The sequence below is a fragment of the Acidobacteriota bacterium genome (assembly GCA_009861545.1).
In the GTDB taxonomy this organism is placed as follows: domain Bacteria; phylum Acidobacteriota; class Vicinamibacteria; order Vicinamibacterales; family UBA8438; genus WTFV01.
Window position 1 is genome coordinate 20,731 of the sequence record VXME01000033.1, and the last position, 22,544, is coordinate 43,274.

Consider the following 22,544-nt stretch of genomic DNA (forward strand, 5'->3'; position numbering starts at 1 on the left):
TCAACTGCTCTCGCAATCAGGCCAGTTGATACTCCGGCGTGCTCAGAATCAGATAGAGCAGTGCGCGCAACGCCGCTTCGGTCTGCGGCGTATCCGACTCGATGCGGTCGCTCCCGAGCTCGTCGCGCAGGAAATCGACGAGCACGGCGCGGTCCGCGCCGCTCAGCTCGACGCGCAGGAAACGGCGAATCAGGTGGTCGACGACCGCCCCGGACTCCGCCACCCCCGCGTCCGACAGAAGCCGAACCATGTCCAGGTCGGCGACCCGCCGCGGGATCGGATGCAGCTTCTCGAACGCCATCAGGTAGCCCATGTACCCGCCGTAGCGCGTGTTGTAGTCCTCGTCGCGATCCACGAGCCGGCTCGACTCGGCATCCCCCTGCTGCGTCGCCGCCGTGATGTTCATGCCGCGGGCGAGGCGCTCCTCCACCTGCCGGTAGATGCCCGGCACGACGCGGTCGGGCGCCCAGAACCCGTCGGTGTCGGGATACAGCACGTCGCGGAAGAGGTTGCCGCGCTGGAGGAGCGTCGCCGGCGTGACCCAGGTCCGGCCGCCGGCCCACCCCGCCACGTTCGGCGGATTGAACAGCGTCTGTCCGAGGCCGGCGACGAGGCGGTTGAAGTCGGGAATCGTCGGCAGCTCCGTCAGCCCCAGCTTGCGGTAGGTGGACACCACGAGGTGCGCCGGGCTCTTGATCTGGGTGGCGTACGACGGCGGGCTGTAGAAGTCCCTGGAGAGGAAGATCTTCGTCAGCAGCGGCTTCAGGCCGTAGTCGGCGTCGCGCAACGTCGCCGCCAGCTCGGTCCGGACCGACTCGGCGAGCTCTTCGCGGACGAAGTACCGGTAGAGCTTGCCGCTCACGAACTCGGCTGCGGCCGGCTGCTCCAGGATGATCCGGATGATGTCGCCGCCGTCGAACGGACCGGTTTGCCCGAGGAACGTCTTCTCCCCGAAGTCGTGCTGCTCGGCGTCGAACTCGAACGCCAGGACGTCGTTGGTCCAGCCGGTGAACGCGCGCGCTCCCTCGCGAATGTCCTGCTCGGTGTAGTTGCCGACGCCGAGGCTGAACAGCTCCAGCAGCTCGCGGCCGAAGTTCTCGTTCGGATGATCCTTGACGTTCTCGCCGTTGTCCAGATACACGAGCATCGCCGGGTCCGTGAGGATGCCCATCAGCAGGTCCTCGAAGCTCCCGTTGGCGTTGGCGCGCAACATCTCGTTCTGCTGCAGCATCATCCGCGTGTCGCGGACCTTCGTGTTGCCGGTCGCGAAGTGCCCGTGCCAGAAGAGCGTCAGCTTCTCCTCGAGCGGGCGCGTCGTGGCCAGCATCCGCTCGCCCCACCAGGTCGCGAGGCGCTGGGTCTCGATGGCGTTGGCGCGCAGCCCGTAGAAGAACTTGTTCACCACCGGTTGCAGGCGGCGCGACTCGCCTTCCGGCAGGACCGCCACGCCCATCGCCTCGCCCTGCTCCCGCCCGATGCGGACCGCCTCGGCCCGGCTCTTCGGGAACGGGTCCATGCCCGGATCCCAGATGGGAGAAGCGTCGAACGACCCGAGCGTGTCGGGCTGCCGCTGGTAGTCGACCAGCCACTCCACCGCGGCGGCCGGCGTCATTCCGGCCAGGTGCTCCACCTCGGCCGGGGTCCCGCCGAAACCTGCGCGCTCCAGCAGGTGGGCCGCCTTCTGGCGGTCCCATTCTCCGGCGGCGATCGGCGCGAGGTCGTTCTGCCACGAGGCTGGCCCGGCGCCCTCGCCGGCGGCCCCGCCGGGAGCCGCGCCGACCGTCAGCAGGAGTGCCGCCAAGAGTATCTGTCGTGCCACGGTGTTCCTCCGGTCTTGCCGAGCCCGGCCGCAACCAGGCCTCCGGGCGCAGAGACTCGCATGATACGTCACCGTGTACGCTTCGCCAACTGTCGGGCCGGGAGTGTGCCCCGCAGCACGCAACGAAGCGAAGTGCCGTGGCGAAGACGCCTGGGGCGGTGGGAGTTGGGGCCGAACACGGCGCATCGCGACGGGCTGGGCGCCGCTACGGCAGCACGTCCAGCGTGTAATCGAGCATGCGGTCGCCGTCGAAGACCCAGCGCCCGGCGAACCGCCGGCCGTCGATGACGAGCGGCAGCCAAAGGCGATCGTCCTCCCACATTTCGTCGAACGGAATGGCGTCGACGTCGAACCAGAACGGCTCGGCCTCGTCCGTCTCGATGGGCGTGCCGGCCAGATCCGCCGCGCGGAAGACGTGCACGAACGTCGAGTAGCCGTCCACGAACTGGAAGCTGTGCTGCCCCCGCTTCTCCAGATGGAGCGGCGTGACGCCCAGCTCCTCGCGCACCTCGCGGACCGCGCATGCGTCGAACGATTCGCCTGCCTCCAGTCGTCCGCCCGGCCCGTTGATCTTGCCGGCCCCGAGCCCCCGCTTCTTGCGGATCAGCAGGATGCGCCGGTCCTTGACCACGAAGACGAGCGTCGCCGGATCGACCGCGCGCCAGCACGTCCAGTCGATTTCGCGTACGCGACGGACCGGCGTGCCTCGTTCAGGCGACGGCATCGCCAGCCGGCTCCAGGAAGTGCATCGCGATGATGCTCTGCAGAGCCTGGACGGACTCCGCCTGATTGATGGCCGTCCGCAACTGCGAGCCGCCGTACAGCCCCTTCGTGTACCAGGAGCCGAGCGCCCGCAGCTTGTTGACGACCCACCGTTCGCGGCTGCGCGGGGGCCGCGCGCGGCGCGCCCGGGGCGGGGCCGTCCCGGGCGCCTGATGACGGAATCCGCGCGACTCGTCGACGCCCTCGCGCATCAGCAGATCGATGTAGTCGAGGAGGAAGCGCCCGCGCTCCTCGAGCGACACCTCGGGCACGGATCCATCCGCGGCCAGCACGGCGGCCTGCTGGAAAATCCAGGGATTGCGCAGCGCGCCGCGCCCGACCAGAACGCCGGCCACACCGGCGCGGGCGCGGTCGACCATCTGCTCGGGGGTCACGCAATCGCCGCTGCCCAGCACGGGGACCGCCACCTGCTCGGCGACCGTCCGAATCAATTCCCAGTCGGATTCCCCGCTGTAGGACTGCCTGGCGGTGCGCCCGTGTACCGCCACGGCCGCGGCCCCCGCGTCCTCCATCCTGCGCGCCATCGACGGCGCGTTGATGCTGCCGTCGTCCCAACCGGCCCGCATCTTGACCGTTACCGGGATGTCCACCGCGTCGGTCATCGCCCGCACGATGCGTGCGGCGTGCGCAGGCTCGCGCATCAGGCTGCACCCGGCGTTGTGCTTCGCGATCTTCGGAACCGGGCAGCCCATGTTGACGTCGACGATGTCCGCCTGCATCGCCTCGACGATCTGGGCGGCCGCAGCCATCTTGCCGGGATCGCCGCCGAAGATCTGGATCGACACGGGTCGCTCCGCTTCGGTGTACTCGGCGTACTCGAGCGTGCGGTCGATACCGCGCACGAGCCCCTCGGAGCTGACCATCTCGGTGACCACGAGCCCGCACCCGCCGCGCGCCTTCACGAGGCGGCGAAAGGCGGTGTCGGTCATGCCCGCCATGGGGGCCAGAGCGTAGCGATGATCGAGCGAAACGGATCCGATTCTCATGAGCGCTGGATCCATTCTAGGACGTTGCGCCGCAGAACGCAGCGAAGCGGAGCTCTGGGGCGCAAGGTCATGGAGCGGGGGGGATGGGCCGAGACGCCGAGCCTGCGAGGCGTTTCGGGGCGCTAGGACCTTGCGCCGCAGAAAGCAGCGCAGCGGCGCCGACGTGCCAAGAGGTCGCAGGGGGGCAGGAAGGAGAAGCGGGGCCCGCGGCAGCCGCTGCCGGGACCCCGCTTCCGAGCGCCGAATGCCGGGAACGACGACCGGCTGCCAAGGAACAGCCGGCCCCGGCGCCGAGCTACTGTGCGGCCGAATCCAACGTCGCCGAGGCGGCGTACGCGGTGACGGCCATCACCGCCGGCGCCGCGTCGGCCGGGTGGTGCGGAGACGTGACGCTTGTCCAGGCGCCCTGCGCCAGCGCGCGGACCGCCTCCAGGCTCGCCTCGGGTACCGCGACCTCGAAGGTCAGGTACCGCCCCGCTTCGTCGGCCTCCACGAAAGTCGCCCGCAACAGGAAGCGGTTGCTGCCCCACAGACCCGAGCCGTCGTCCGGCATCGCGGTCCGGATCCCGTTGGCCTGGCTGTCGTATCCGGACCACGTGATGACGATGGGCGCGCCGGCCCGCGCATCCGTGACCGCCGCGAGACCCGCTGGCGACGCTACGCGCGACCGGACCCGCAGCGTGCCGCTGGCCTCATCGAGGGAAACGAGCTCGCCGTCCCAGCGATAGGTCGCGCCCGGGGACGGCGCCGGCCGGCGCTCCGGCGACGGCACGTACGCGTTGACGGCCATCACCGATCGGGTTTCGCCCGCCGGATGATGCGGCGACGTCACCCTCGCCCAGGAGCCGCGCGTCAGCGACCGCACCGTCGCCAGGCTCCCCGCCGGCACCTTCGTCTTGAAGGTCAGGTAGCGCCCGGCGTCGTCGGCTTTCACGAGAGTCGCCCGCAACAGGAAGCGGTTGCTGCCCCACAGACCCGAGCCGTCGTCCGGCATCGCGGACCGGATCCCGCTCGCCCGGCTCTCGTAGCCGGACCAGGTGATGACGATCGGCGCCCCGGACTCCGCGCCGGCCACCGCCGCCAGACCCGCAGGCGAGGCCACGCGCGACTTCACCGTCACCGTGCCGGTCGATTCGTCGAGCGAAACCAGCTCGCCGTCCCAGCGATAGGTCGCGCCCGGCAGCGGTGCCGGCCGGCGGTCCCGAAGCGGCACGTAGGAATCGACCGCCAGCACGGCGGCCGACTCGTCCGACGGGTGGTGCGGCGACCGCACGCTCGCCCAGGAGCCGCGGGTCAGCGACCGCAGCGTCGCCAGGCTCTCCGCGGGCACCCTGGTCTTGAAGGTCAGGTAGCGTCCGGTTTCGTCGGTCTCCACGAACGCCGCTCGCAGCAGAAAGCGGTTGCTGCCCCACAGACCCGAATCGTCGTCCGGCATCGCAGCGCGGATCCCGCTCGCCCGGCTCCCGTAGCCGGACCAGGTGATGACGATCGGCGCCCCCGACTTCGCACCGGCCACCGCCGCCAGACCCGCAGGCGAGGCCACGCGCGACTTCACCGTCACCGTGCCGGTCGACTCGTCGAGGGCCAGCAACTCCGCGTCCCAGCGGTAGCTCGCGCCCGGCAGCGGCGCCGGACGGCGCTCCCGCGACGCCACGTACGCGTCCACTGACAGCACGGCGGGCGACCCGTCCGACGGGTGGTGCGGCGACGTCACGCTCGCCCAGGCGCCGCGCGTCAGCGACCGCACCGTCGCCCGGCTCTGTGTGGGCACCGCGGTCTCGAAGGTCAGGTAGCGGCCCGTATCGTCGGCCTCCACGAACGTGGCCCGCAGCAGGAAGCGGTTGCTGCCCCACAGGCCCGAACCGTCATCCGGCATCGCGCTGCGGATCCCGCTCGCCCGGCTCTCGAAGCCCGACCAGTTGATGACGATGGGCTCGCCCGACTTCGCGCCGGCCACCGCGGCCAGACCGGTCTGCGACGCCACGCGGGCCTTCACCGTCAGGGTCCCCGTCGCCTCGTCGAGTGAGACCAGCTCGCCCTGCCACCGGTAGGTCGCCCCTCGCTGCGGCGACGGACGCCACTCGGGAGACGGGTTGTAGGCCGCGATCGACAGCAACCTCGCGTCCGCCTCCGCCCCGCCGCTGGTCGTCGTGGCCGTGATCCGTGCGCCGCGGGTCAGCGACCGCACCTTCCCGAGGCTCCCCGCAGGCAGCGGCGCCTCGAAGGTGAGATGCGCGTCGCCGGCATCGACTGCCACGAACTTCGCCGACAGGAAGCGCGCGGACTCCTCCGCGGCCGCAGCGTCGCCGTCGGCCTCGACGGCCTCCTGCACTGCCACCGGCGCGGGATCCGCACCGGCGTAGGGCACCGCCATGCGAATTGCGCCCGCCCGGTTCTCGGCGCCCGACCAGGTAATCAGGATGCGGTCGCCGGCGCGCGCCTCTTCGAGCGACGCCAGCCCGTCCGGATCGGCCGCCGGCGACTTCACGGTCACCGTTCCGGCGGCTTCGTCGAGCGCCACGAGCTCGCCGTGCCAACGGTAGGTCGCCTCCGGGTTCGCCGCCGCCGCGGTCGCCGCCGCGCCGACCACGCACGTCAGAAGGGCGGCCCACCACCTGATCGCGCAGGTCGGGCCGGGCCTCCCTCGTCGAGCTCCTGTCTGGTTCTGCATCACACTACTCCTTGAATCGCCACCGCAGATCCGAGTTGCTGCCGCGTAGCGCGTGGCACAAGCCATCCGGTATTCGTCCGCCGACGTCCCGCACCGGGACGACGCCGGGCGATTTCCGGGGCAGGTCCGTCAACGGACCCGCGCTCCATCAACGCGCCGCTCCCAACATGGTTGGGCGACGCACGCCGAATGAAGACTGGCTTGGGAGTAGCCGTCTACATGGATGGACGGGCACTGACCGGTTGCCCGCTATGAGCATTATGGGTACGCCCGTTGCCGGGGTCAAGCCCAAATCGTGGCCGGTCGAGGAATCTCTTCAGGGGCGGCTGGACAGGCCGGCGACCAGCGGCGGGCATCTCGGACCACGCCGACAGCCGATCGAGGCCGGCGACCGGCCTTGACAAGCGTCGCAACCACCTCCTGTTCCTTGACAACATCGCAACCACCTCTATAATGGAAGCACTGCCAGATTGTTCGTAGCCTGCCTTCCCGAAAACGGCAACTCCCAGGCCGTTAGGGGTGCTCCGGTTTGAAGCGTGTAGCGATTGTTGGCGCCCGAGCGCCCCCCGACTGCCAATGCGTCGGGGATCCAGGGAGGCATCGTACCAGCCATCCTTCGGGCGCCGTCGTCCAAACCCGTCAGGAGGGCAACGATGTCGACCAAACCGCCAGCGGATCCGCCAATGGATCGGGGAGTCAACCCGGTCCGTCCCGCAACCGCGCCCACCCCCCGCAAGCCCGCCGCTCCGCCTCCGAAGTCGTCGGGGTTCCAGCGGTTCCTGCTTCAGTTTCTGTTGCTGGTGATCGCCCTCGGCGGCGCATTCGGCACCGGCTATCTGCTCAACGCCAACAAGATGCAGCTCGATCAGAGCAACCTTCTGCAGCAGCAGTTGGACGCGCAGGAGCGCATTCTCGCGCTCGAGCAGCAGATCGCCGAGCTTCGGGAGGTCCGGGAGAGCGGCAACCGCGTCGAGCTGGATCTGACCGAGGTGTTCGAACCGATTCGCGAGGCGGTCGGACAAATCGCGCTGGTGCGGATGGGCGAGATTTCGCGTGAGATCACGACGGAGCTCACGAGGCTGGTGGAAGCCGACCTCCCGGCGCTCGACGATTCCGCGAACGCCACCGGCGCCACGGCGCCGGGCGCCATGCGGGGCGGGATCGACAACGGCGGCGCCGCGGGTCCGGCGTCGGAGCCGGAGGCTGCGTCCGCGGCCGGCGAGCCTGTCATCCCGCAGAGCGGCGGCAGTCCCGATTCGCTGCAGCCGAACAGCGCCGCTTCCGGTCCGGCCGAGGCTCCGGGGCCGGCTGTGGAGCTCGCCGGCAGCGAGTCGGAGAATATTGCGCCGCCCCCGGTGACGGGAGTACCGGCGGCTTCGCTCTCGTCACCTGTGAACGAGTCACCGGCGGACGCTCTCGGACGGCCGGCGGCTGCGGAGGAGCCGGCCGCCGGAGAAGCCTCGCGTTCGGAGGCCCCGGGACCGCTGGCAGACGGGTCGGGGATCGAACCGGAGAACCGCTCCACGCAGCCGCAGCCGACCGACGTCGCCGAGCTGGTGGAGACGGCTCGACCGCCGGGGCTGCCAGGCGCCGTTCCGACCAACGAACCGTGAAGGTTCCCGCTCGCAGGACCGGCAGGCCGCGACTTACGGCAGCGACCGTGAGCGCGGCCTGCCGGCCGCTCGCCGCCCGCCCGTCTGCCGTCCGACTGTTCCCTTCCTCGCGTTGATTCGATTCACTCGCCGCCGTCCGCGAGCCTCGCCGCCCGGACCACCTGGTAGTCGTCGAACGCCTGCCTGACCTGGTCGTCCTTCCATTCGAAGTCGGCCTCGGCACGCAGGTTATCCAGGTACCTTGCGTATTCCGCCAGGCGGCGGTCGTTGAACACGTTCTCCGAGATCCTGTCCCGCACTTCCTCGAAGGGTGTCGGTTCGGGCTGCGTCCAGGCCTCGAGCCTCAACACCTGGTAGCCGAGCGACGTGCGGATGGGCTCGGTGACGTCGCCGACGTCGATCTCGGCAAGCGCGTCCAGCAGCGTGCCGCTGAGCAGCGACACGTCGATGGGACCAATCAAGCCGCCGTTCGCCTTCGACGCGGCGTCGGACACGGCAATCGCGATCAGCTCGAATTCCTCTCCGTCGATCACCCGCTGCCGGGCCTCTTCCGCATCCCGCCGGGCCTGATCGCCGGCGGCGACGCCCGCACCGCCGAGGCCCTCCGGCACGCGAATCAGAATCTCGCGCATGGTCACCGTGGCGGGCGCCGTGTATTCGGCGATGTTGGCCTCGTAGTGCTCGCGCGCCTCCACCTCGGTGAGCGTGACCGTTCCCAGCACCTCGATCTGCTGGACCTGATTGATCAGGATCTGGCGTTCCATGACACGCCGCAGGTCATCGAGGGTCATTCCCTCCGACTGGTTCAAGGCGTCCTGGAACTGCTCCTCGGTCTCGAATCCGTTCTCCGCCATGAGATCGCCGAGTATCTCGTCGAACTGCTCGTCGGTGAACTGGTAGCCGAGCTCCCGCGCCCGCTGGATCAGCAGCAGCTCGTCGACTGCGCCGGAGATCACCTCGGGCGTCAGCTCCCGCAACGCCTGGACGAGCTCCGCATCGCTGCGCGGCTGCAGACCGCGTTGGCGTATCAGGCCGACCTGCCGCTCTTCCAGCTCGGTCTGCGTGATGATGTCACCGTTGACCTTCACGAGAATGCGTTCCAGGACGATGCCCGTCGCCGTGTCCGGAGACGTCCCGCCCAGCGTCTGCGCCGCCGCCGGGGCGGCGAGCGCCGCGCCCGCGGCGCCGAGCGCGAACCACCATCCACACCGTGTCGACTTCTGCACCATGGTTCCTCTCCCCGGCACCGGGCCGTTGCTGCAAGTGTAACCGTCACCCGGCATCGCCGAGATCGTCGAGCCACGCGTTGACCCGCGCCAGCAGGTCGAGGTCCCCGCCCACGGCCGGCGAATCGCGGGCGCCGGGCCGGTTCCCCACAGCCTGCGGGGCGCCGGACCGGCCGGCGGCATCGAGATCGAGCCGCAGGACGCCGGCCGGCGTCAGGGCGAGACCCGGACGCGAGCGCACGAGATCGACCAGGCGCCCCGGATCGATCCGGGCATCGCCCCCGAACCTTATGACGAGCCGCGACGCTTCCCGGTCGATCGCCTCCACGCCGAGCTGGCTCGCTCGCACCCGGGCGCGGCCGTACTCCGCGAGGCGGACCAGGGACGGGTGCAAGGGTCCGTAGCGGTCGCTCACTTCTTCGAGGGCCGCCGCCAGCGCCGGCTCGTCGGCCGCGGTGGCGACCTTGCGGTACACGGCGAGCCGCTGATCGGTTTCCGTGACGTAGCCCTCGTCGATCCGCAGGTCGATGCCGAGACTGATGCGCGCCCGGCGTTCGTCGCGCACCTCTTCCCCCTGCAGCTCGCGGACGGTCTGCTCGAGCAGCTTGACGTACATGTCGAAACCGATCGCTTCGATGTGTCCGCTCTGCTGTGCGCCCAGGAGGTTGCCGGCCCCGCGAATCTCCAGGTCGAGGGCGGCGACGCGGAAGCCGCTGCCGAGCTCGCTGAACTCGCGGATGGCCGAGAGGCGCTGCCGCGCCACCGGGGACAGCGTGTTGTCGGCCGGGACGACCAGGTAGGCGTAGGCGCGGCGGTCGGAACGACCGACCCGTCCCCGCAACTGGTAGAGCTGGGCCAGGCCGTAGCGCTCCGCATGGTTGACGACGATGGTGTTGACGTTCGGGATGTCGAGACCGTTCTCGATGATCGTGGTCGCGACGAGGATGTCGTACTCGTGCGCCACGAAGGCCACCATCGTCTTCTCCAGCGCCATCTCGCTGGTCTGGCCGTGAGCGACGGCGAGCCGCGCCTCCGGCACCAGTCGCCCGATCAGCCCGGCGATCGAGTCGATCGACTCCACGCGGTTGTGCACCACGTAGACCTGTCCGCCACGGTCGAGCTCGGTGCGGATGGCCCGCGCGATCACCTGCGGATCGAACCGCACCACGCTGGTCTGGATCGCCATGCGGTCCTTCGGCGGCGTCTCGATGACCGACATGTCCCGGATTCCGGCAAGCGACATGTTGAGGGTGCGCGGAATCGGCGTCGCCGTCAGCGTCAGCACGTCGACATGGCGTCGCATCTGCTTGATGCGCTCCTTGTGGGCCACCCCGAAGCGCTGCTCCTCGTCGACTATCAGCAGTCCGAAGTCGCGAAACTTCACGTCCTTGGACAGCAGGCGATGGGTCCCGACGATCAGGTCCACCTTGCCCGACTGAAGGTCGGCCAGCGCCGCCTTCTGCTCGGCGCGGCTCAGAAAGCGGCTGAGCACGGCGACGCGGACCGGAAACGACGCAAAGCGCTCGCGGATGGTCTCCCCGTGCTGGAAGGCGAGGACCGTCGTCGGGGTCAGCACCGCCACCTGCTTGCCGTCCATCAGGGCCTTGAACGCCGCCCGCAGCGCGACCTCGGTCTTGCCGTAGCCGACGTCGCCGCACAGGAGCCGGTCCATCGTCGACGGCTGCTCCATGTCCCGCTTGATGTCCGCCAGCGCGGTCCGCTGATCGGGAGTCAGCTCGTACTCGAACGCCGCTTCGAACTCCTCTTGCCAGTGCGTGTCGGCGCCGAACGCGTGACCGGGCAGCGCCTGCCTGGCCGCGTACAGCTTGAGAAGCTCGTCCGTCATGTCGCGCATCGACTTCCGGACGCGCGTCTTCGCCTTCTCCCAGGTCGTTCCGCCCAACCGATCCAGCGTCGGGTGGGCGGAACCCGTGTACTTCTGCAGCAGATCGAGCTGCTCGACCGGCACGAACAGCTTGTCGCCGCGGGCATAGCGAAGCTCCACGAACTCGTGCCGGCCGCGCGTCTCGGGAACGGTGAGTTGCCGCAGACCGACGAACTCGCCCACCCCGTGGTCGACGTGCACGACGTGATCGCCGACCTTCAGATCGCGGAAGTCCGAGAGGAACGACCTCGCGACCGAGCGTCGCTGATGGCGCACGACGTGCTCGGCCTCGAAGAGATCGGTCTCGGCGTAGATTTGCAGCCGGGCCGCGGGCAACCGGAATCCGCGGGAGAGCACGCCGGTGGTGACCAGTACCGTCGCGGATGTCGTCTCCTCCGCGCCCTCGATCGGAACGCCGACCAGTCCGTGCTCGCCCAACAGCTCCACGATGCGCTCGGCGCGGCCGGCGGTCTCGGCGACGAATACCTGCACGTCCTGCCGGTCGCGCGCGCGCTCGACGTCGGCCACCCAATCGCGAAGCCGCCCGCGGAACTCCACCGCCGGCTGGCAGGCCACGTGCCGGTGGCCGGCGGGCGCCGCGCCGTCCGGCAACGGCTCGCCGATCTCGAGCGCGTCCAGCGTCGTGGCGCCGGCGAGCCAGGCGGCCGCCTCCCCGTCGTCCACCTGCAGCGTCGCGGGCGGCGGGGCCGGATCGTCGCGCGCGGCGGCGTCCGCGTAGCTCGCCCGAATCTGCTCTGCCGCCTGTCGCAGGCGATCCGCGACCTCCGACGGTTCGGTGACCACGAAACGGGCCGACGCGCGACGGACGTAGTCGTCGAAAGTCCCGCTGCGATCCGTCGGGGACTCGTCCTGCTCCAGACCGCCGCCTCCTGCCACGCGCTCGAGCTGTTCGGTGAGGGGCCGGACGGCCACGTGGTCCAGGGAGGCCACCGAGCGCTGCGTCGCCGGATCGAAGCGGCGGAGCGACTCGATGTTGTCCCCGACGAATTCGGCCCGGATCGGGAAAGTCTCCCCCGCCGGGAACATGTCGACCACACCGCCGCGTCCGCAAAACTCCCCGTGGGCCTCGACCGGGTCGCGGCGCGTGAACCCGGCGTCGACGAGCCGATCGGCCAGGTCCACAGGGGAGTACGAGCCGCCGAGCCGGAGATCCACGGCTGCGAGCAGGAGCCGGTCCGGCGGGCTGATGCGCGGCAGAAGCGACACCGCCGAGGCGACGACGATCCGCGCCTGGCCCAGGGCCATCCCCGCCAGGGCCCGCGCGCGGGAGGAGGCGACGTCCAGGTGCGGCGTCATGCCGCGGTACGGGTCCACCTCCGGCGACGAAAACGGAAGCACACCCCGCTCGACATCGCCGCGCGCGAGCCCCTCGAGCCCAGCCAGGAAGAACCGGGCATCGGTCACCATCCCGTCGACGGCCGCATCTCCCGGAACCACGACCACCACCGGCCCGCCGCCGGCGAGCACGGCGGCAGCCAGCGCCTGCGCCGGCGGCGTCAGACCGCTGATCGACCCGCCGGACGACGAGCTGCCCCCCAGACCGGCGCGGGCGGCCGAGTCGTGCAGCAGGGCGCGAAGCGTCAGCGACGCGGTGGTCGGCGGCAAGGTGGTGATATGGCGGCGCGGAATCGACGCCGAACCCTTGATTCTACCTACTCATGGGATGCGGCGCGAGGCGGACACCCGAGCTGAACGACCACCGATGACGGGGACGGTAGATCCCGGCGTCCTTCGTATGGGACTTCACGCGGAACGTGTGGAGCAGCCGATGGTAGTCGTACTGCAGTCCGTTGCGCGTGTGGGCCGCCACGTCGAGCTTGTAGGTGCCTTCGACGAGATCGAGGCTGTCGATGTCGAAGATCACCTCGCCGGCGCCCGACAGCTCGACCGGCTCGAACTCGTCGATGTCCGTGTTCGTGCCGTAGCAGCACACCCCCTCGGCATTGAAGATGCTGATCCCGAAAACGAAGTCGCGCACCGGCTCGGACGTGCTCACCCCGAGCCGGATTGCGAGCCGGTCGCCGCTCTGGAAGACATGCGCTTCGGCTCCGTCGCGTTCGAGGGCGACGCGGTCGATGCGCACCGGGCCCGCGCCCCAGCGCCCCTGCGCGGCCTGGAACATGTCGGCGGGCGGCTCCTCCGTGTCCAGCGGCGGGACCGCAGAGTCGTCCGGCGTGTCGTCCGCGTCGTCGCCGGACGCCTCGGTGGCCGCCAGCGCCTTCCGGTCCGCCGAGGCGATCGCATGCTCCTCGTTCCTGGCGACGTCGGTCGTGTAGGTGTGCACGACGCGGCGCGGGTCGCCCTGGCCGCGGATGCGTCCGGCATCCACCCAGACCGCCTCGTCACAGTAGCGTTGAACCAGGCCCAGTCCGTGCGTCACCAGCAGAATCGTCTTGCCGCGGCGCTTGAACTCGGCGAACTTGTCGAGGCACTTCAGGCTGAAACCCTCGTCGCCGACCGCGAGCACCTCGTCGATGAGCAACACGTCCGGGTCGACGTGGACCGCCACCGCGAAGCCGAGCCGCATGTACATGCCGGAGGAATAGGTCTTTACCGGCGAATCGATGAAGTCCTCGACCTCGGCGAACTCCACGATCTCGTCGAAACGCCTGGCGATCTCGCGTTTGGTCAGTCCCAGCATCACCCCGTTGATGAAGATGTTCTCGCGGCCCGAAATCTCCGGGTGAAACCCGGCGCCGAGCTCGATCAGAGCCGAGATCCGCCCCCGCACGTCCACCGTCCCGGTGGTCGGCTTGGTGATGCCGGCCACCAGCTTGAGCAACGTGCTCTTGCCCGAGCCGTTGCGTCCGATCAGGCCGACGGTAGTGCCCGGGGACACGTCCAGCGACACGCCGTCGACGGCGCGCAGCACCTCGCTCGGCTCGAGCTCGCTGGCCAGGCTTCCCTTGAGCAGGGCGCTCTTGAGCGTGGAGAACTGGCGCCGGTAGGCGTACCGGCGGTACAGCTTCGTCACGTCGCGCAACGCGATCGCGGGGCCGGTCACACTTCCTCCGCGAAAGAGTCCCGCAACCGATCGAAGAGCGCGTAGCCGGCCAGGAACAACGCGACACCGCCCAGGGCCAGCGCGAGCAGCCACTTCCAGTGCCCGAACGGTCCGTCGAAGAACAGGATCTCCTGGTACGAGATGGCGATATGGGCGAAGGGGTTGATGTCCATGAGCACCTTGCCCGCGGGCGGCAGGCCGCCGATGGAGGGCCCGCGCGACGTGACCACGGTCCACGGGTAGAGAATCGGCGTCGCGAAGAACCAGAGGGTCAGGAGATTCCCCAGCAGGTCCTTGATGTCCCGGAAGTGCACCGTGAGCGCGGCCAGCATCAGGCCGAATCCGAGCGTGAGGATGAGCTGCACGGCGATCACGGCCGGAAACCACAGCAGCTCCGTCAAACCGGGCGGCGTATTCGAGAACAGCGCGAGGGCGATGAACAGTATCGGCAGCGCCAGAAAGAAATGCACCATGTTGGCCAGCACGGCCACCACCGGCAGCACCTCGGCCGGAAAGAGCACTTTCTTGATCAGGTTCCCGTTGGCGAGCAGCGCGTTGGACGACTCCGTGAGCGCGGAGGTGAACCACGTCCACGGCAGCAGGCCGCAGAAGAGAAACAGCGCGTAGTTGTCCTCGACGCCGTCGAAGCGGGACGGGAGCAGGACGGAGAAGACGAAGGTGTACACGAGCAGCAGCAGCAGCGGGTTGGCGAACGACCAGAAGAAGCCCAGCACCGAGCCCCGGTAGCGCGCCTTGAGCTCGCGCACGACCAGCGTCTGGATCAGGACGCGGTACCCGAACAGCCGCCACAGATTATTCAGCATGGGCCTCGATTAGTACGACCGTCACGTTGTCCGGCCCGCCCGCGGTGTTGGCTCGTCGCACCAGCTCGTCGCAGGCCTCGTGCGACGGTCGATCCATTCCGAGCGCCTCGGCGATTCCCCCGTCCGCTACGACCGTCGACAACCCGTCCGAGCAGAGCAGGATCCTGTCACCGGGTTCGAGCGCGAGGGCGGAAACCTCGACTTCGAGTTCGGTACCGCCGGAAACGGCGCGCGTCACGACGTGCCTCCAGGGATGTCGCCGCGCCGCCTCCTCCGTCAACCGCCCGGCCCGCACCTGTTCCTCGACCCAGGAATGGTCCCTGGTGAGCTGTGTCAGATGTCCTCCGCGCCAGAGGTACGCGCGGCTGTCGCCGACGTGCGCGAGGGCGATGTCCCCGGCCTCGGAGAGCAGCGCCACGGCGGTCGTGGCCATGCCATCGAGGGCGGCATCCTCGGCGATCCGGGTGGCCAGTAACCGATTCGCCTCGACCAGGGCGGCCCCCAGGCGGTCGCCGGCGCTACTCGTGCCGCCTGGGGCCGGCGCATGCGCCGTGGCGGCGGAAGGGGTTGCCGCCACGAATCGTTCGACCTCCTGGACCACGAGACGGGAAGCGATCTCGCCCGCGACGTGGCCGCCCATCCCGTCGGCCACGATGAAGAGACCGAGGTCCTCCCGGGTGCAGAAGCTGTCCTCGTTGTTCTCGCGCCGGCGGCCTGGATCGGTACGGGCGGCGCAGGTCAGTCGCATCTGAAACCAGAACACCCACACCGGATGCCGGCCACGCACCTGGCGGCGCGCCCAGCGGCCGGCGTCAGCCGCCGCGAATCATCGCCTCCCCGCGGCTCGCATGCCGATGCGGCGGGCCACCTGCAGGCGGGACAGCGACTTCAGCAGCGCTATCCGCGCCCGCTCGAAGTCCACGTCGCCGGTCGTCGTCGCGAGTCGCTCCCGGGCGCGGCTCGCGGCCGCCTCGGCACGCTCGAGGTCGATCTCGTCGGCGCGCTCCGCCGTCCGCGCGAGAATCCGGATCCGGTCGGGCAGAATCTCCGCGAAGCCGAACGCGGCGTGCAGCCAGGTCTTCTCGGACCCCCGCCGGAACCAGATCTCACCGACCTGGAGCGTCACGAGCAGCGGCGTATGTCCCGGGAGCACGCCCAGGTAGCCCTCGGCTCCCGGAAGGCGGACTTCATCGACCGTCTCGTGGACGATCGCGCGATCCGGGGTCACGATCTCGATGGTCAGGTGCGGCGGCAGCGGCATCGGTTCCGGGCTCCGGCTACGCGGCCGTGGACTGCGCTTCGGCGGCGGCGATGGCTTCCTCGATCGTGCCGACCATGTAGAACGCCTGCTCCGGCAGGCTGTCGTGTTTGCCTTCGACGATCTCCTTGAACCCGCGGACCGTATCGGCGATCGGCACGTACTTGCCTTCCTTGCCGGTGAACTGCTGCGCGACGAAGAACGGCTGCGACAGGAACTTCTCGATCTTCCGAGCGCGCGAGACGGCGAGCTTGTCGTCCTCCGACAGCTCGTCGATCCCGAGAATCGCGATGATGTCCTGGAGATCCTTGTAGCGCTGCAACACCTGCTTCACGGAGCGCGCGACGCTGTAGTGCTCCTCGCCGATGACGCGCGGATCGAGGATGCGCGATGTCGACGCCAGCGGATCGACCGCCGGGTAGATGCCGAGCTCGACGATGCGGCGCGACAGGTTCGTGGTCGCGTCGAGGTGAGCGAACGTCGTGGCCGGCGCCGGGTCGGTGTAGTCGTCCGCGGGCACGTAGATGGCCTGCACCGACGTGATCGAACCCTTGCGCGTCGAGGTGATGCGCTCCTGCAGCGCGCCCATTTCCGTCAGCAGCGTCGGCTGGTAGCCCACCGCGGACGGCATCCGGCCGAGCAGCGCGGAGACCTCCGAGCCCGCCTGCGTGAAGCGGAAGATGTTGTCGATGAACAGGAGGACGTCCTTGCCCTCGGCGTCGCGGAAGTACTCCGCGACCGTCAATGCGCTCAGGCCGACGCGCAGCCGCGCACCGGGCGGCTCGGTCATCTGACCGTAGATCAGCGCGGCGCGCGACTTGTCGGGATCGTTCAGGGTGACGACGCCGCTCTCCTGGAACTCGAGCCAGAGGTCGTTCCCCTCCCGCGTCCGCTCGCCGACGCCGCCGAACACGGACACGCCGCCGTGCTTGAGGGCGATGTTGTGGATGAGCTCCTGAATGATGACCGTCTTGCCGACGCCGGCCCCGCCGAACAGCCCGATCTTGCCCCCCTGCAGGTACGGCTCGAGCAGGTCGATGACCTTGATCCCGGTCTCGAACATCTTGAGCTCGGTGGACTGATCCTCCAGGCTAGGCGCGGCGCGGTGAATCGGCCAGCGCTCCTCGGCCTGCACGGGCCGATCGGGAAAGTCGACCGGCTCGCCCAGAACGTTGAGCACGCGGCCGAGCGTCTGCGGCCCGACCGGCATGGAGATCGGCGCCCCGATGTCGACGGCGGCCATGCCGCGCTGCATCCCGTCGGTCGGCTTCATCGCCACGGCCCGGACGCGCCCCTCTCCGAGGTGCTGCTCGACCTCGGCAATCACGTCGACCCGCTCTTCGCCTTCCGAGTCCGACCTGATTTCCAGGGCGTTGTAGATCGGGGGAAGGTAACCGCCCTCGAACTCGACGTCGATCACCGGGCCGATCACCGCCACGACCCGTCCGACCTTCTTTTCACCCGCGTCCGCCATCGTCCGGCTCCCCCGATCCGTGGTTGTTCCGTTCCTGACCGCCGTGCGTGCCTACAGCGCCTCGGCGCCCGACACCACCTCGATCAACTCGCGCGTGATCGCGGCCTGTCTCACCTTGTTCATGTGCAGCGTCAGCCCGTCGATCATCTCGCCGGCGTTCCGGGTTGCCGCATCCATCGCCGTCATCCGGGCCGCGTGCTCGGCGGCCGCCGATTCGAGCAGAGCGCGGAAGAACTGCGTCTCCACGTGGTGCGGAAGCAGGTCCGAGAAGATGCGCTCCGCCGGCGGCTCGAAGAGGTAGTCCGCCGACACCGCCTCGTTTTCCTCGTCCTCGGATGCGTCCAGCGTCGGGATCGGCAGCACCTGGTCGACGACCACTTCCTGCTGCATCACGCTCTTGAACTCGTTGTAGAGGATCGACACCCCCGACGCCGCCCCCGACGTGTACTGGTCGATCGCGGTTTCGGCCATCGCCTCGGCATGGCCGTACCGCAGATCGTTGAAGAGGTTCACCATCTCGAAGCGGATGTCGACGCCGCGGCGCACGAAGAAATCGCGCCCCTTGCGGCCCACCAGCCCCATCGCGACCTTGCGATCGGGCTCGACGGCGAAGGTGGCTCCCTGTCGAATCAGATTGGAGTTGAAGCTGCCGCACAGACCCTTGTCCGCCGTGACCACGAACAGCAGGGTCGGCGCCTCGGGCGCCACGGGCGCAGCCAGCAACGGATGGGCGGCGGCCTCTCCGGTTCGGGTCGCCAGGTCGCTGAGCACCCTTCGCATCGACTGCGCGAACGGACGGGCGCCGACGATGCGATCCTGGGCCCGCCGCAGCTTCGACGCGGCGACGGTCTTCATCGCCTTCGTGATCTGTTCGGTGGACTTGACGGCGCGGATCCTGCGCCGGAGATCGATGAGTGACGGCATCGGTCCCCCGCGCTACGCGGCCGCGCCCTGGCGCGCCGCGACGAACTGCTCGCTGAACTCCCGGATGGCGGCCTCGACGGCGGCCTCCAACTCCTTGCTCATCGCCTTGTCGGCGACGAGGCGGGAGACGACGTCCGCGTGCCGGGTCTCCATGAACCGGTACAGCTCCGGCTCGAACGCGGCGACATCGCTCTCGGCCACGTCGTCCAGGAAGCCTCGCGTGCCCGCGAAGATGACGAGCACCTGCCGCTCCACCGGCAGCGGCGCGTACTGCGGCTGCTTCAGCACTTCCACCAGCCGGCGGCCGCGATTGAGCTGTTGCTGCGTCGCCTTGTCCAGGTCGCTCCCGAACTGCGCGAACGCCTGCAGCTCGCGGAACTGCGCGAGGTCGAGGCGCAGCGTGCCGGCCACCTGCCGCATCGCCTTGATCTGCGCCGACCCGCCGACGCGCGACACCGAGTTGCCGACGTTGATCGCCGGCCGGATCCCCTGGTGGAACAGATCGGATTCGAGAAAGATCTGCCCGTCCGTGATCGAGATGACGTTGGTGGGAATGTAGGCGGACAGGTCGCCGGCCTGCGTCTCGATGATCGGCAGCGCGGTGAGCGAGCCGCCGCCGTTCTCGGCGCTCAGCTTCGCCGCCCGCTCCAGCAGGCGCGAGTGCAGGTAGAACACATCGCCGGGGAACGCCTCGCGTCCCGGCGGACGGCGCAACAGCAACGAGATCTCCCGGTAGGCCTGCGCGTGCTTCGACAGATCGTCGTAGATGCACAACGCGTGGCGCCCGCTGTCGCGGAAGAACTCGCCCAGCGCACAGGCGGAGTACGGGCTGATGTAGAGCAGCGGAGCCGGGTCCGACGCGGCGGCCGCGACCACGATCGTGTACTCCATCGCCCCTTCGTCTTCGAGCGTCTTGACCACCTGCGCGATGGTCGACTGCTTCTGCCCGATGGCGTTGTAGATGCAGACGACGTCCAGACCCTTCTGGTTGATGATGGTGTCGACCGCGACCGCGGTCTTGCCGGTCTGGCGGTCGCCGATGATCAGCTCGCGCTGGCCGCGCCCGATGGGGATCATCGCGTCGATCGCCTTGAGCCCGGTCTGGAGCGGTTCCTTGACCGGCTGGCGGTCGACCACGCCCGGTGCGATGCGCTCGACCGGGGACTGCGTGTCCGTGGCGATCGGCCCCTTGCCGTCGAGCGGCTGCCCGAGGGCGTTCACCACGCGGCCGAGCATCGCGTCGCCGACCGGCACGGACATGACCCGGCCCGTGCGCTTGACGGTGTCGCCTTCCTTGATTTCGGTCGACTCGCCGAGGAGCACGGCGCCGACGCCGTCTTCCTCGAGGTTCAGCGCGATGCCGAATATCCCGTGCGGAAACTCGAGCATCTCGGTGGCCATCGCACGGTCGATCCCGTGCAGCCGCGCGATGCCGTCGCCGACCGACACGACCGTGCCGACTTCCGCGACGTCGACGTCGAGGGAGTAGTCGCCGAGCTGTTCCTTGATGATCCTGGAAATCTCGTCTGCTTTGATTGTCATCGGTCCTGAGGTGCCGTCACGCCGTCATGAAGCGCTGCCTGAGACGGTCGAGGTGATGCGCGAGGCTGCCGTCGAAGATCGTGCCGCCGATCCGGGTCACCATGCCGCCCACGAGACTCTCGTCCACCGCGGTCTCGAGCGTTACCTGCCGGCCGGTCGCCGCCTTGAGCCGCTCGGTGATGGACGCCACGCGCCCCGCGTCCAGCGGTGCGGCGGTCGTTAACCGCGCCCGCACGATCCCCAGATGCGCCGTAAGGCGGTCGCGATACGCCGCCAGCAGCTTCGGCAGCAGGTGGAGCCGGCCGCGCTCGGCGAGCATCAGGAGCAGCCGCCGGGCGACCGGTGACGTCTCCGGCGTCCTGTCGAGAATCGCCTCCACGACCGCCCGCTTCGCGACGGTCGAGATTGCCCGGTTGTGAATCACGCGCGCCAGCGCCGGGTGACCGTCGACGAGCTGCTGAAACGCCGCCACGTCCCTTTCGGTTCTCCGCGGGTCGCCGCTGTCGAGGCTGACCTCGAACAGCGCCCGCGCGTACCGATTTGCCGCCGCCTGTTCCGTCATCTTCCGCCAGTACCTGATCGTTTGGAACGTAGGTGGGTTGAACCAGCGTGGGCCAAACGGCCTTTTATAACATTTCGGCCGCTACGCGGGCAAGCGGATCACCCGTCCGACAGGAGATCGTACAGGCGCTGCAGCTCGTTTTCGGACGTGAAGCTGATCTCGATTCGCCCGCGCTTTCCCCGCTGCACGATCCTGACGCGCGTGCCGAGCGAGATGCGCAGACGCTCCTCCGCGGCGCGGACGTGGACGTCGGGCGGCGGCGTCTCCGCGGCGCGGTCCGGCTTCGGCGTCGCGGTACGCTTGACGAGCGCCTCGGCGTCGCGGACCGACAGTTCGCCTTCGCGGATCCTGCGGGCCGCCGCGAGTTGCTGCTCCACGTCGCTCAGCCCGGCCAGGGCGCGCGCGTGGCCCATGGTCAGGCGACCCGCCGCGACGTCGGTCTGCACCTCTGCCGGGAGGCCGAGCAGCCGCCGGTAGTTGGCGACCGTGGCCCGCTCCTTGCCGACCGCCTCCGCGATCTGCTGCTGCGTCATCCCGAACTCGTCGGCCAGCCGCTGGTAGGCCGCCGCTTCCTCGAGCGGGTTCAGGTCCTCACGCTGAATGTTCTCGATCAGCGCCACTTCCAGCCGCTTCGACGGCGCCATCTCCCGGACGACGACCGGCACCCGCAGCAGGCCGGCCCGCTGCGCCGCCCGCCAGCGCCGTTCGCCGGCAATGATCTCGAAGCCCGCCACCCCGTCGCGCTGCGTGACGACAATCGGCTGGATTACGCCGTGCGCCCGGATCGATTGCGCCAGCTCCTCGAGCCTCGCGTCGTCGACGGCCTGCCGCGGTTGATCCGGATTGGGGCGCAACTGATCGAGGTCGATCTCACGGGGGGAACCGCCCGGCGGCGTTTGCGCCTCGGTCGCCGGAACGTCCGGGATCAGCGCACGCAGCCCACGCCCGAGCGCCTTGCGCTTTTCAGCCACGGAGTGCGCCTCCCGCCGGCAGGGGCGCGGCGCGCGTGCACGCGAGGAACTCGCGGGCCAGCGCGAGATAGGCTTCGGCGCCCTTGGACCGCACGTCGTACAGGATCACCGGCAGCCCGTGACCCGGCGCCTCGCCCAGCCGGATGTTGCGAGGAATCGGGGTCTCGAAGACCTTGTTGCCGAAGACGCCCTGCACTTCCGCCGCGACCTCCTTGCCGAGATTCGTCCGCAGATCCGTCATCGTCAGGACGACGCCGGCGATTTCCAGGTTCCGATTGAAGGCTTCCTTGACCTGATGCAGCGTCGCCGTGAGGGCCGCCAGGCCCTCGAGCGCGAAGTACTCGCAAACGACCGGGATGATCACGCCGTCGGCGGCGACGAGGGTATTCAGGGTGAGGAGCCCCAGCGAGGGCGGGGTATCGACCAGGATGTAGTCGAAGCGGCCGCGCACCTGCTCCAGCAGCAGACGCAGCCGCTGCTCGCGCCGGGCGGCGGAAACGAGCTCGATCTCGGCGCCGGTCAGGTTGTGGTCCGCCGGCAGGAGCGAGAGCCCCGAGACGCACGTCGGCACGATGTAGTCGTGGGCCATCGGCGTCGACTCCGACGTCAGGGCTTCGTAGATGGTGCCGGCGGGCGCATGGTCGCCCTTCCGGCCGACACCGCTCGTCAGGTTGCCCTGCGGGTCCATGTCGACGACCAGCACGGTCTGATCGCCCAACGCCAACGACGCTGCGAGATTGATCGTCGTCGTGGTCTTGCCGACCCCGCCCTTCTGGTTGGCTATCGCAAAGATGCGAGATCTCACCCCGACCTCGTTAGGTCTAACACCCTAATGTGGGGCGTAAACCGGATCCGACGTTTCGCCATCGTACGCTTCGGTTACCTTCCAGGTCAACCGCTGTTCCACGTGGAACAGCGGTTGCAAGGCCCGCGATCGGGACGGAGCTCCATGGGCTCGGGGTCGCTTTCCGCCGGCCAGAC

Annotated in this window: 17 protein-coding genes; 1 reads left to right on the forward strand and 16 read right to left on the reverse strand. The window is 69.3% G+C overall.

The window, feature by feature from the left end:
• Positions 1-16 precede the first annotated feature (16 nt).
• From F4X11_04785 to F4X11_04800, 4 genes are all read right to left on the reverse strand, one after another.
• Positions 17-2,005 (reverse strand): DUF1800 domain-containing protein, encoded by a 1,989-nt coding sequence (locus tag F4X11_04785; GenBank protein MYN64330.1) that lies wholly within the window; start codon positions 2,003-2,005, stop codon positions 17-19.
• 19 nt (positions 2,006-2,024) lie between these two features.
• Positions 2,025-2,543 (reverse strand): 8-oxo-dGTP diphosphatase, encoded by a 519-nt coding sequence (locus F4X11_04790; GenBank protein MYN64331.1) that lies wholly within the window; start codon positions 2,541-2,543, stop codon positions 2,025-2,027.
• A complete protein-coding gene (dusB, locus tag F4X11_04795) occupies positions 2,530-3,588 on the reverse strand; it encodes a tRNA dihydrouridine synthase DusB (protein MYN64332.1) in 1,059 nt (352 codons plus the stop codon). The genes F4X11_04790 and dusB overlap by 14 nt, the downstream gene beginning before the upstream one ends.
• A 295-nt stretch (positions 3,589-3,883) precedes the next feature.
• Positions 3,884-6,259 (reverse strand): hypothetical protein, encoded by a 2,376-nt coding sequence (locus F4X11_04800; protein ID MYN64333.1) that lies wholly within the window; start codon positions 6,257-6,259, stop codon positions 3,884-3,886.
• 683 nt (positions 6,260-6,942) lie between these two features.
• On the opposite strand from F4X11_04800, the gene F4X11_04805 reads away from it, so the two are divergent.
• Positions 6,943-7,872 (forward strand): hypothetical protein, encoded by a 930-nt coding sequence (locus tag F4X11_04805; protein ID MYN64334.1) that lies wholly within the window; start codon positions 6,943-6,945, stop codon positions 7,870-7,872.
• 122 nt (positions 7,873-7,994) lie between these two features.
• Here the strand turns inward: F4X11_04805 and F4X11_04810 are convergent, their stop codons facing one another.
• From F4X11_04810 to F4X11_04865, 12 genes are all read right to left on the reverse strand, one after another.
• A complete protein-coding gene (locus tag F4X11_04810) occupies positions 7,995-9,281 on the reverse strand; it encodes a hypothetical protein (GenBank protein MYN64335.1) in 1,287 nt (428 codons plus the stop codon).
• Positions 9,145-12,609 carry a transcription-repair coupling factor gene (gene mfd / locus F4X11_04815; protein ID MYN64336.1) on the reverse strand — a complete coding sequence of 1,155 codons (3,465 nt, stop codon included), beginning with the start codon at positions 12,607-12,609 and terminating at the stop codon, positions 9,145-9,147. Before mfd ends, F4X11_04810 begins: the two co-directional genes overlap by 137 nt.
• A 43-nt stretch (positions 12,610-12,652) precedes the next feature.
• On the reverse strand, positions 12,653-14,245 hold the full coding sequence (locus tag F4X11_04820; protein ID MYN64337.1) for an ABC transporter ATP-binding protein: 1,593 nt from the start codon (positions 14,243-14,245) through the stop codon (positions 12,653-12,655).
• On the reverse strand, positions 14,005-14,832 hold the full coding sequence (locus F4X11_04825; GenBank protein ID MYN64338.1) for an ABC transporter permease: 828 nt from the start codon (positions 14,830-14,832) through the stop codon (positions 14,005-14,007). The genes F4X11_04820 and F4X11_04825 overlap by 241 nt, the downstream gene beginning before the upstream one ends.
• A complete protein-coding gene (locus tag F4X11_04830; GenBank protein MYN64339.1) occupies positions 14,822-15,619 on the reverse strand; it encodes a Stp1/IreP family PP2C-type Ser/Thr phosphatase in 798 nt (265 codons plus the stop codon). The genes F4X11_04825 and F4X11_04830 overlap by 11 nt, the downstream gene beginning before the upstream one ends.
• A 39-nt stretch (positions 15,620-15,658) precedes the next feature.
• Positions 15,659-16,093 (reverse strand): F0F1 ATP synthase subunit epsilon, encoded by a 435-nt coding sequence (locus F4X11_04835; protein ID MYN64340.1) that lies wholly within the window; start codon positions 16,091-16,093, stop codon positions 15,659-15,661.
• A gap of 16 nt (positions 16,094-16,109) precedes the next feature.
• Positions 16,110-17,564: a F0F1 ATP synthase subunit beta gene (gene atpD / locus F4X11_04840; GenBank protein ID MYN64341.1), complete on the reverse strand. Its 1,455-nt coding sequence runs from the start codon at positions 17,562-17,564 to the stop codon at positions 16,110-16,112.
• A 51-nt stretch (positions 17,565-17,615) separates the two neighbouring features.
• Complete coding sequence (atpG, locus tag F4X11_04845) at positions 17,616-18,488, reverse strand: ATP synthase F1 subunit gamma (protein MYN64342.1); 873 nt, start codon at positions 18,486-18,488, stop codon at positions 17,616-17,618.
• A 12-nt stretch (positions 18,489-18,500) separates the two neighbouring features.
• Positions 18,501-20,030: a F0F1 ATP synthase subunit alpha gene (locus F4X11_04850; GenBank protein ID MYN64343.1), complete on the reverse strand. Its 1,530-nt coding sequence runs from the start codon at positions 20,028-20,030 to the stop codon at positions 18,501-18,503.
• A 16-nt stretch (positions 20,031-20,046) separates the two neighbouring features.
• On the reverse strand, positions 20,047-20,592 hold the full coding sequence (atpH, locus tag F4X11_04855; protein ID MYN64344.1) for an ATP synthase F1 subunit delta: 546 nt from the start codon (positions 20,590-20,592) through the stop codon (positions 20,047-20,049).
• Between the two features lie 98 nt (positions 20,593-20,690).
• Positions 20,691-21,563 (reverse strand): ParB/RepB/Spo0J family partition protein, encoded by an 873-nt coding sequence (locus F4X11_04860; GenBank protein MYN64345.1) that lies wholly within the window; start codon positions 21,561-21,563, stop codon positions 20,691-20,693.
• Positions 21,556-22,368, reverse strand: a complete 813-nt coding sequence (locus F4X11_04865; protein ID MYN64346.1) for a ParA family protein — start codon at positions 22,366-22,368, stop codon at positions 21,556-21,558. The genes F4X11_04860 and F4X11_04865 overlap by 8 nt, the downstream gene beginning before the upstream one ends.
• Positions 22,369-22,544: the final 176 nt, after the last annotated feature.

What these genes read in the sequence shown, in the direction of transcription:
- dusB (MYN64332.1), bottom strand. Translation starts at nt 3,588, where the DNA reads ATGAGAATCGGATCCGTTTCGCTCGATCATCGCTACGCTCTGGCCCCC.
- F4X11_04835 (MYN64340.1), bottom strand. Translation starts at nt 16,093, where the DNA reads ATGCCGCTGCCGCCGCACCTGACCATCGAGATCGTGACCCCGGATCGC.
- F4X11_04800 (MYN64333.1), bottom strand. Translation starts at nt 6,259, where the DNA reads ATGCAGAACCAGACAGGAGCTCGACGAGGGAGGCCCGGCCCGACCTGC.
- atpH (MYN64344.1), bottom strand. Translation starts at nt 20,592, where the DNA reads ATGACGGAACAGGCGGCGGCAAATCGGTACGCGCGGGCGCTGTTCGAG.
- atpG (MYN64342.1), bottom strand. Translation starts at nt 18,488, where the DNA reads ATGCCGTCACTCATCGATCTCCGGCGCAGGATCCGCGCCGTCAAGTCC.
- F4X11_04790 (MYN64331.1), bottom strand. Translation starts at nt 2,543, where the DNA reads ATGCCGTCGCCTGAACGAGGCACGCCGGTCCGTCGCGTACGCGAAATC.
- F4X11_04805 (MYN64334.1), top strand. Translation starts at nt 6,943, where the DNA reads ATGGATCGGGGAGTCAACCCGGTCCGTCCCGCAACCGCGCCCACCCCC.
- F4X11_04810 (MYN64335.1), bottom strand. Translation starts at nt 9,281, where the DNA reads ATGCCGCCGGCCGGTCCGGCGCCCCGCAGGCTGTGGGGAACCGGCCCG.
- F4X11_04785 (MYN64330.1), bottom strand. Translation starts at nt 2,005, where the DNA reads ATGCGCCGTGTTCGGCCCCAACTCCCACCGCCCCAGGCGTCTTCGCCA.
- F4X11_04825 (MYN64338.1), bottom strand. Translation starts at nt 14,832, where the DNA reads ATGCTGAATAATCTGTGGCGGCTGTTCGGGTACCGCGTCCTGATCCAG.
- atpD (MYN64341.1), bottom strand. Translation starts at nt 17,564, where the DNA reads ATGGCGGACGCGGGTGAAAAGAAGGTCGGACGGGTCGTGGCGGTGATC.
- F4X11_04850 (MYN64343.1), bottom strand. Translation starts at nt 20,030, where the DNA reads ATGACAATCAAAGCAGACGAGATTTCCAGGATCATCAAGGAACAGCTC.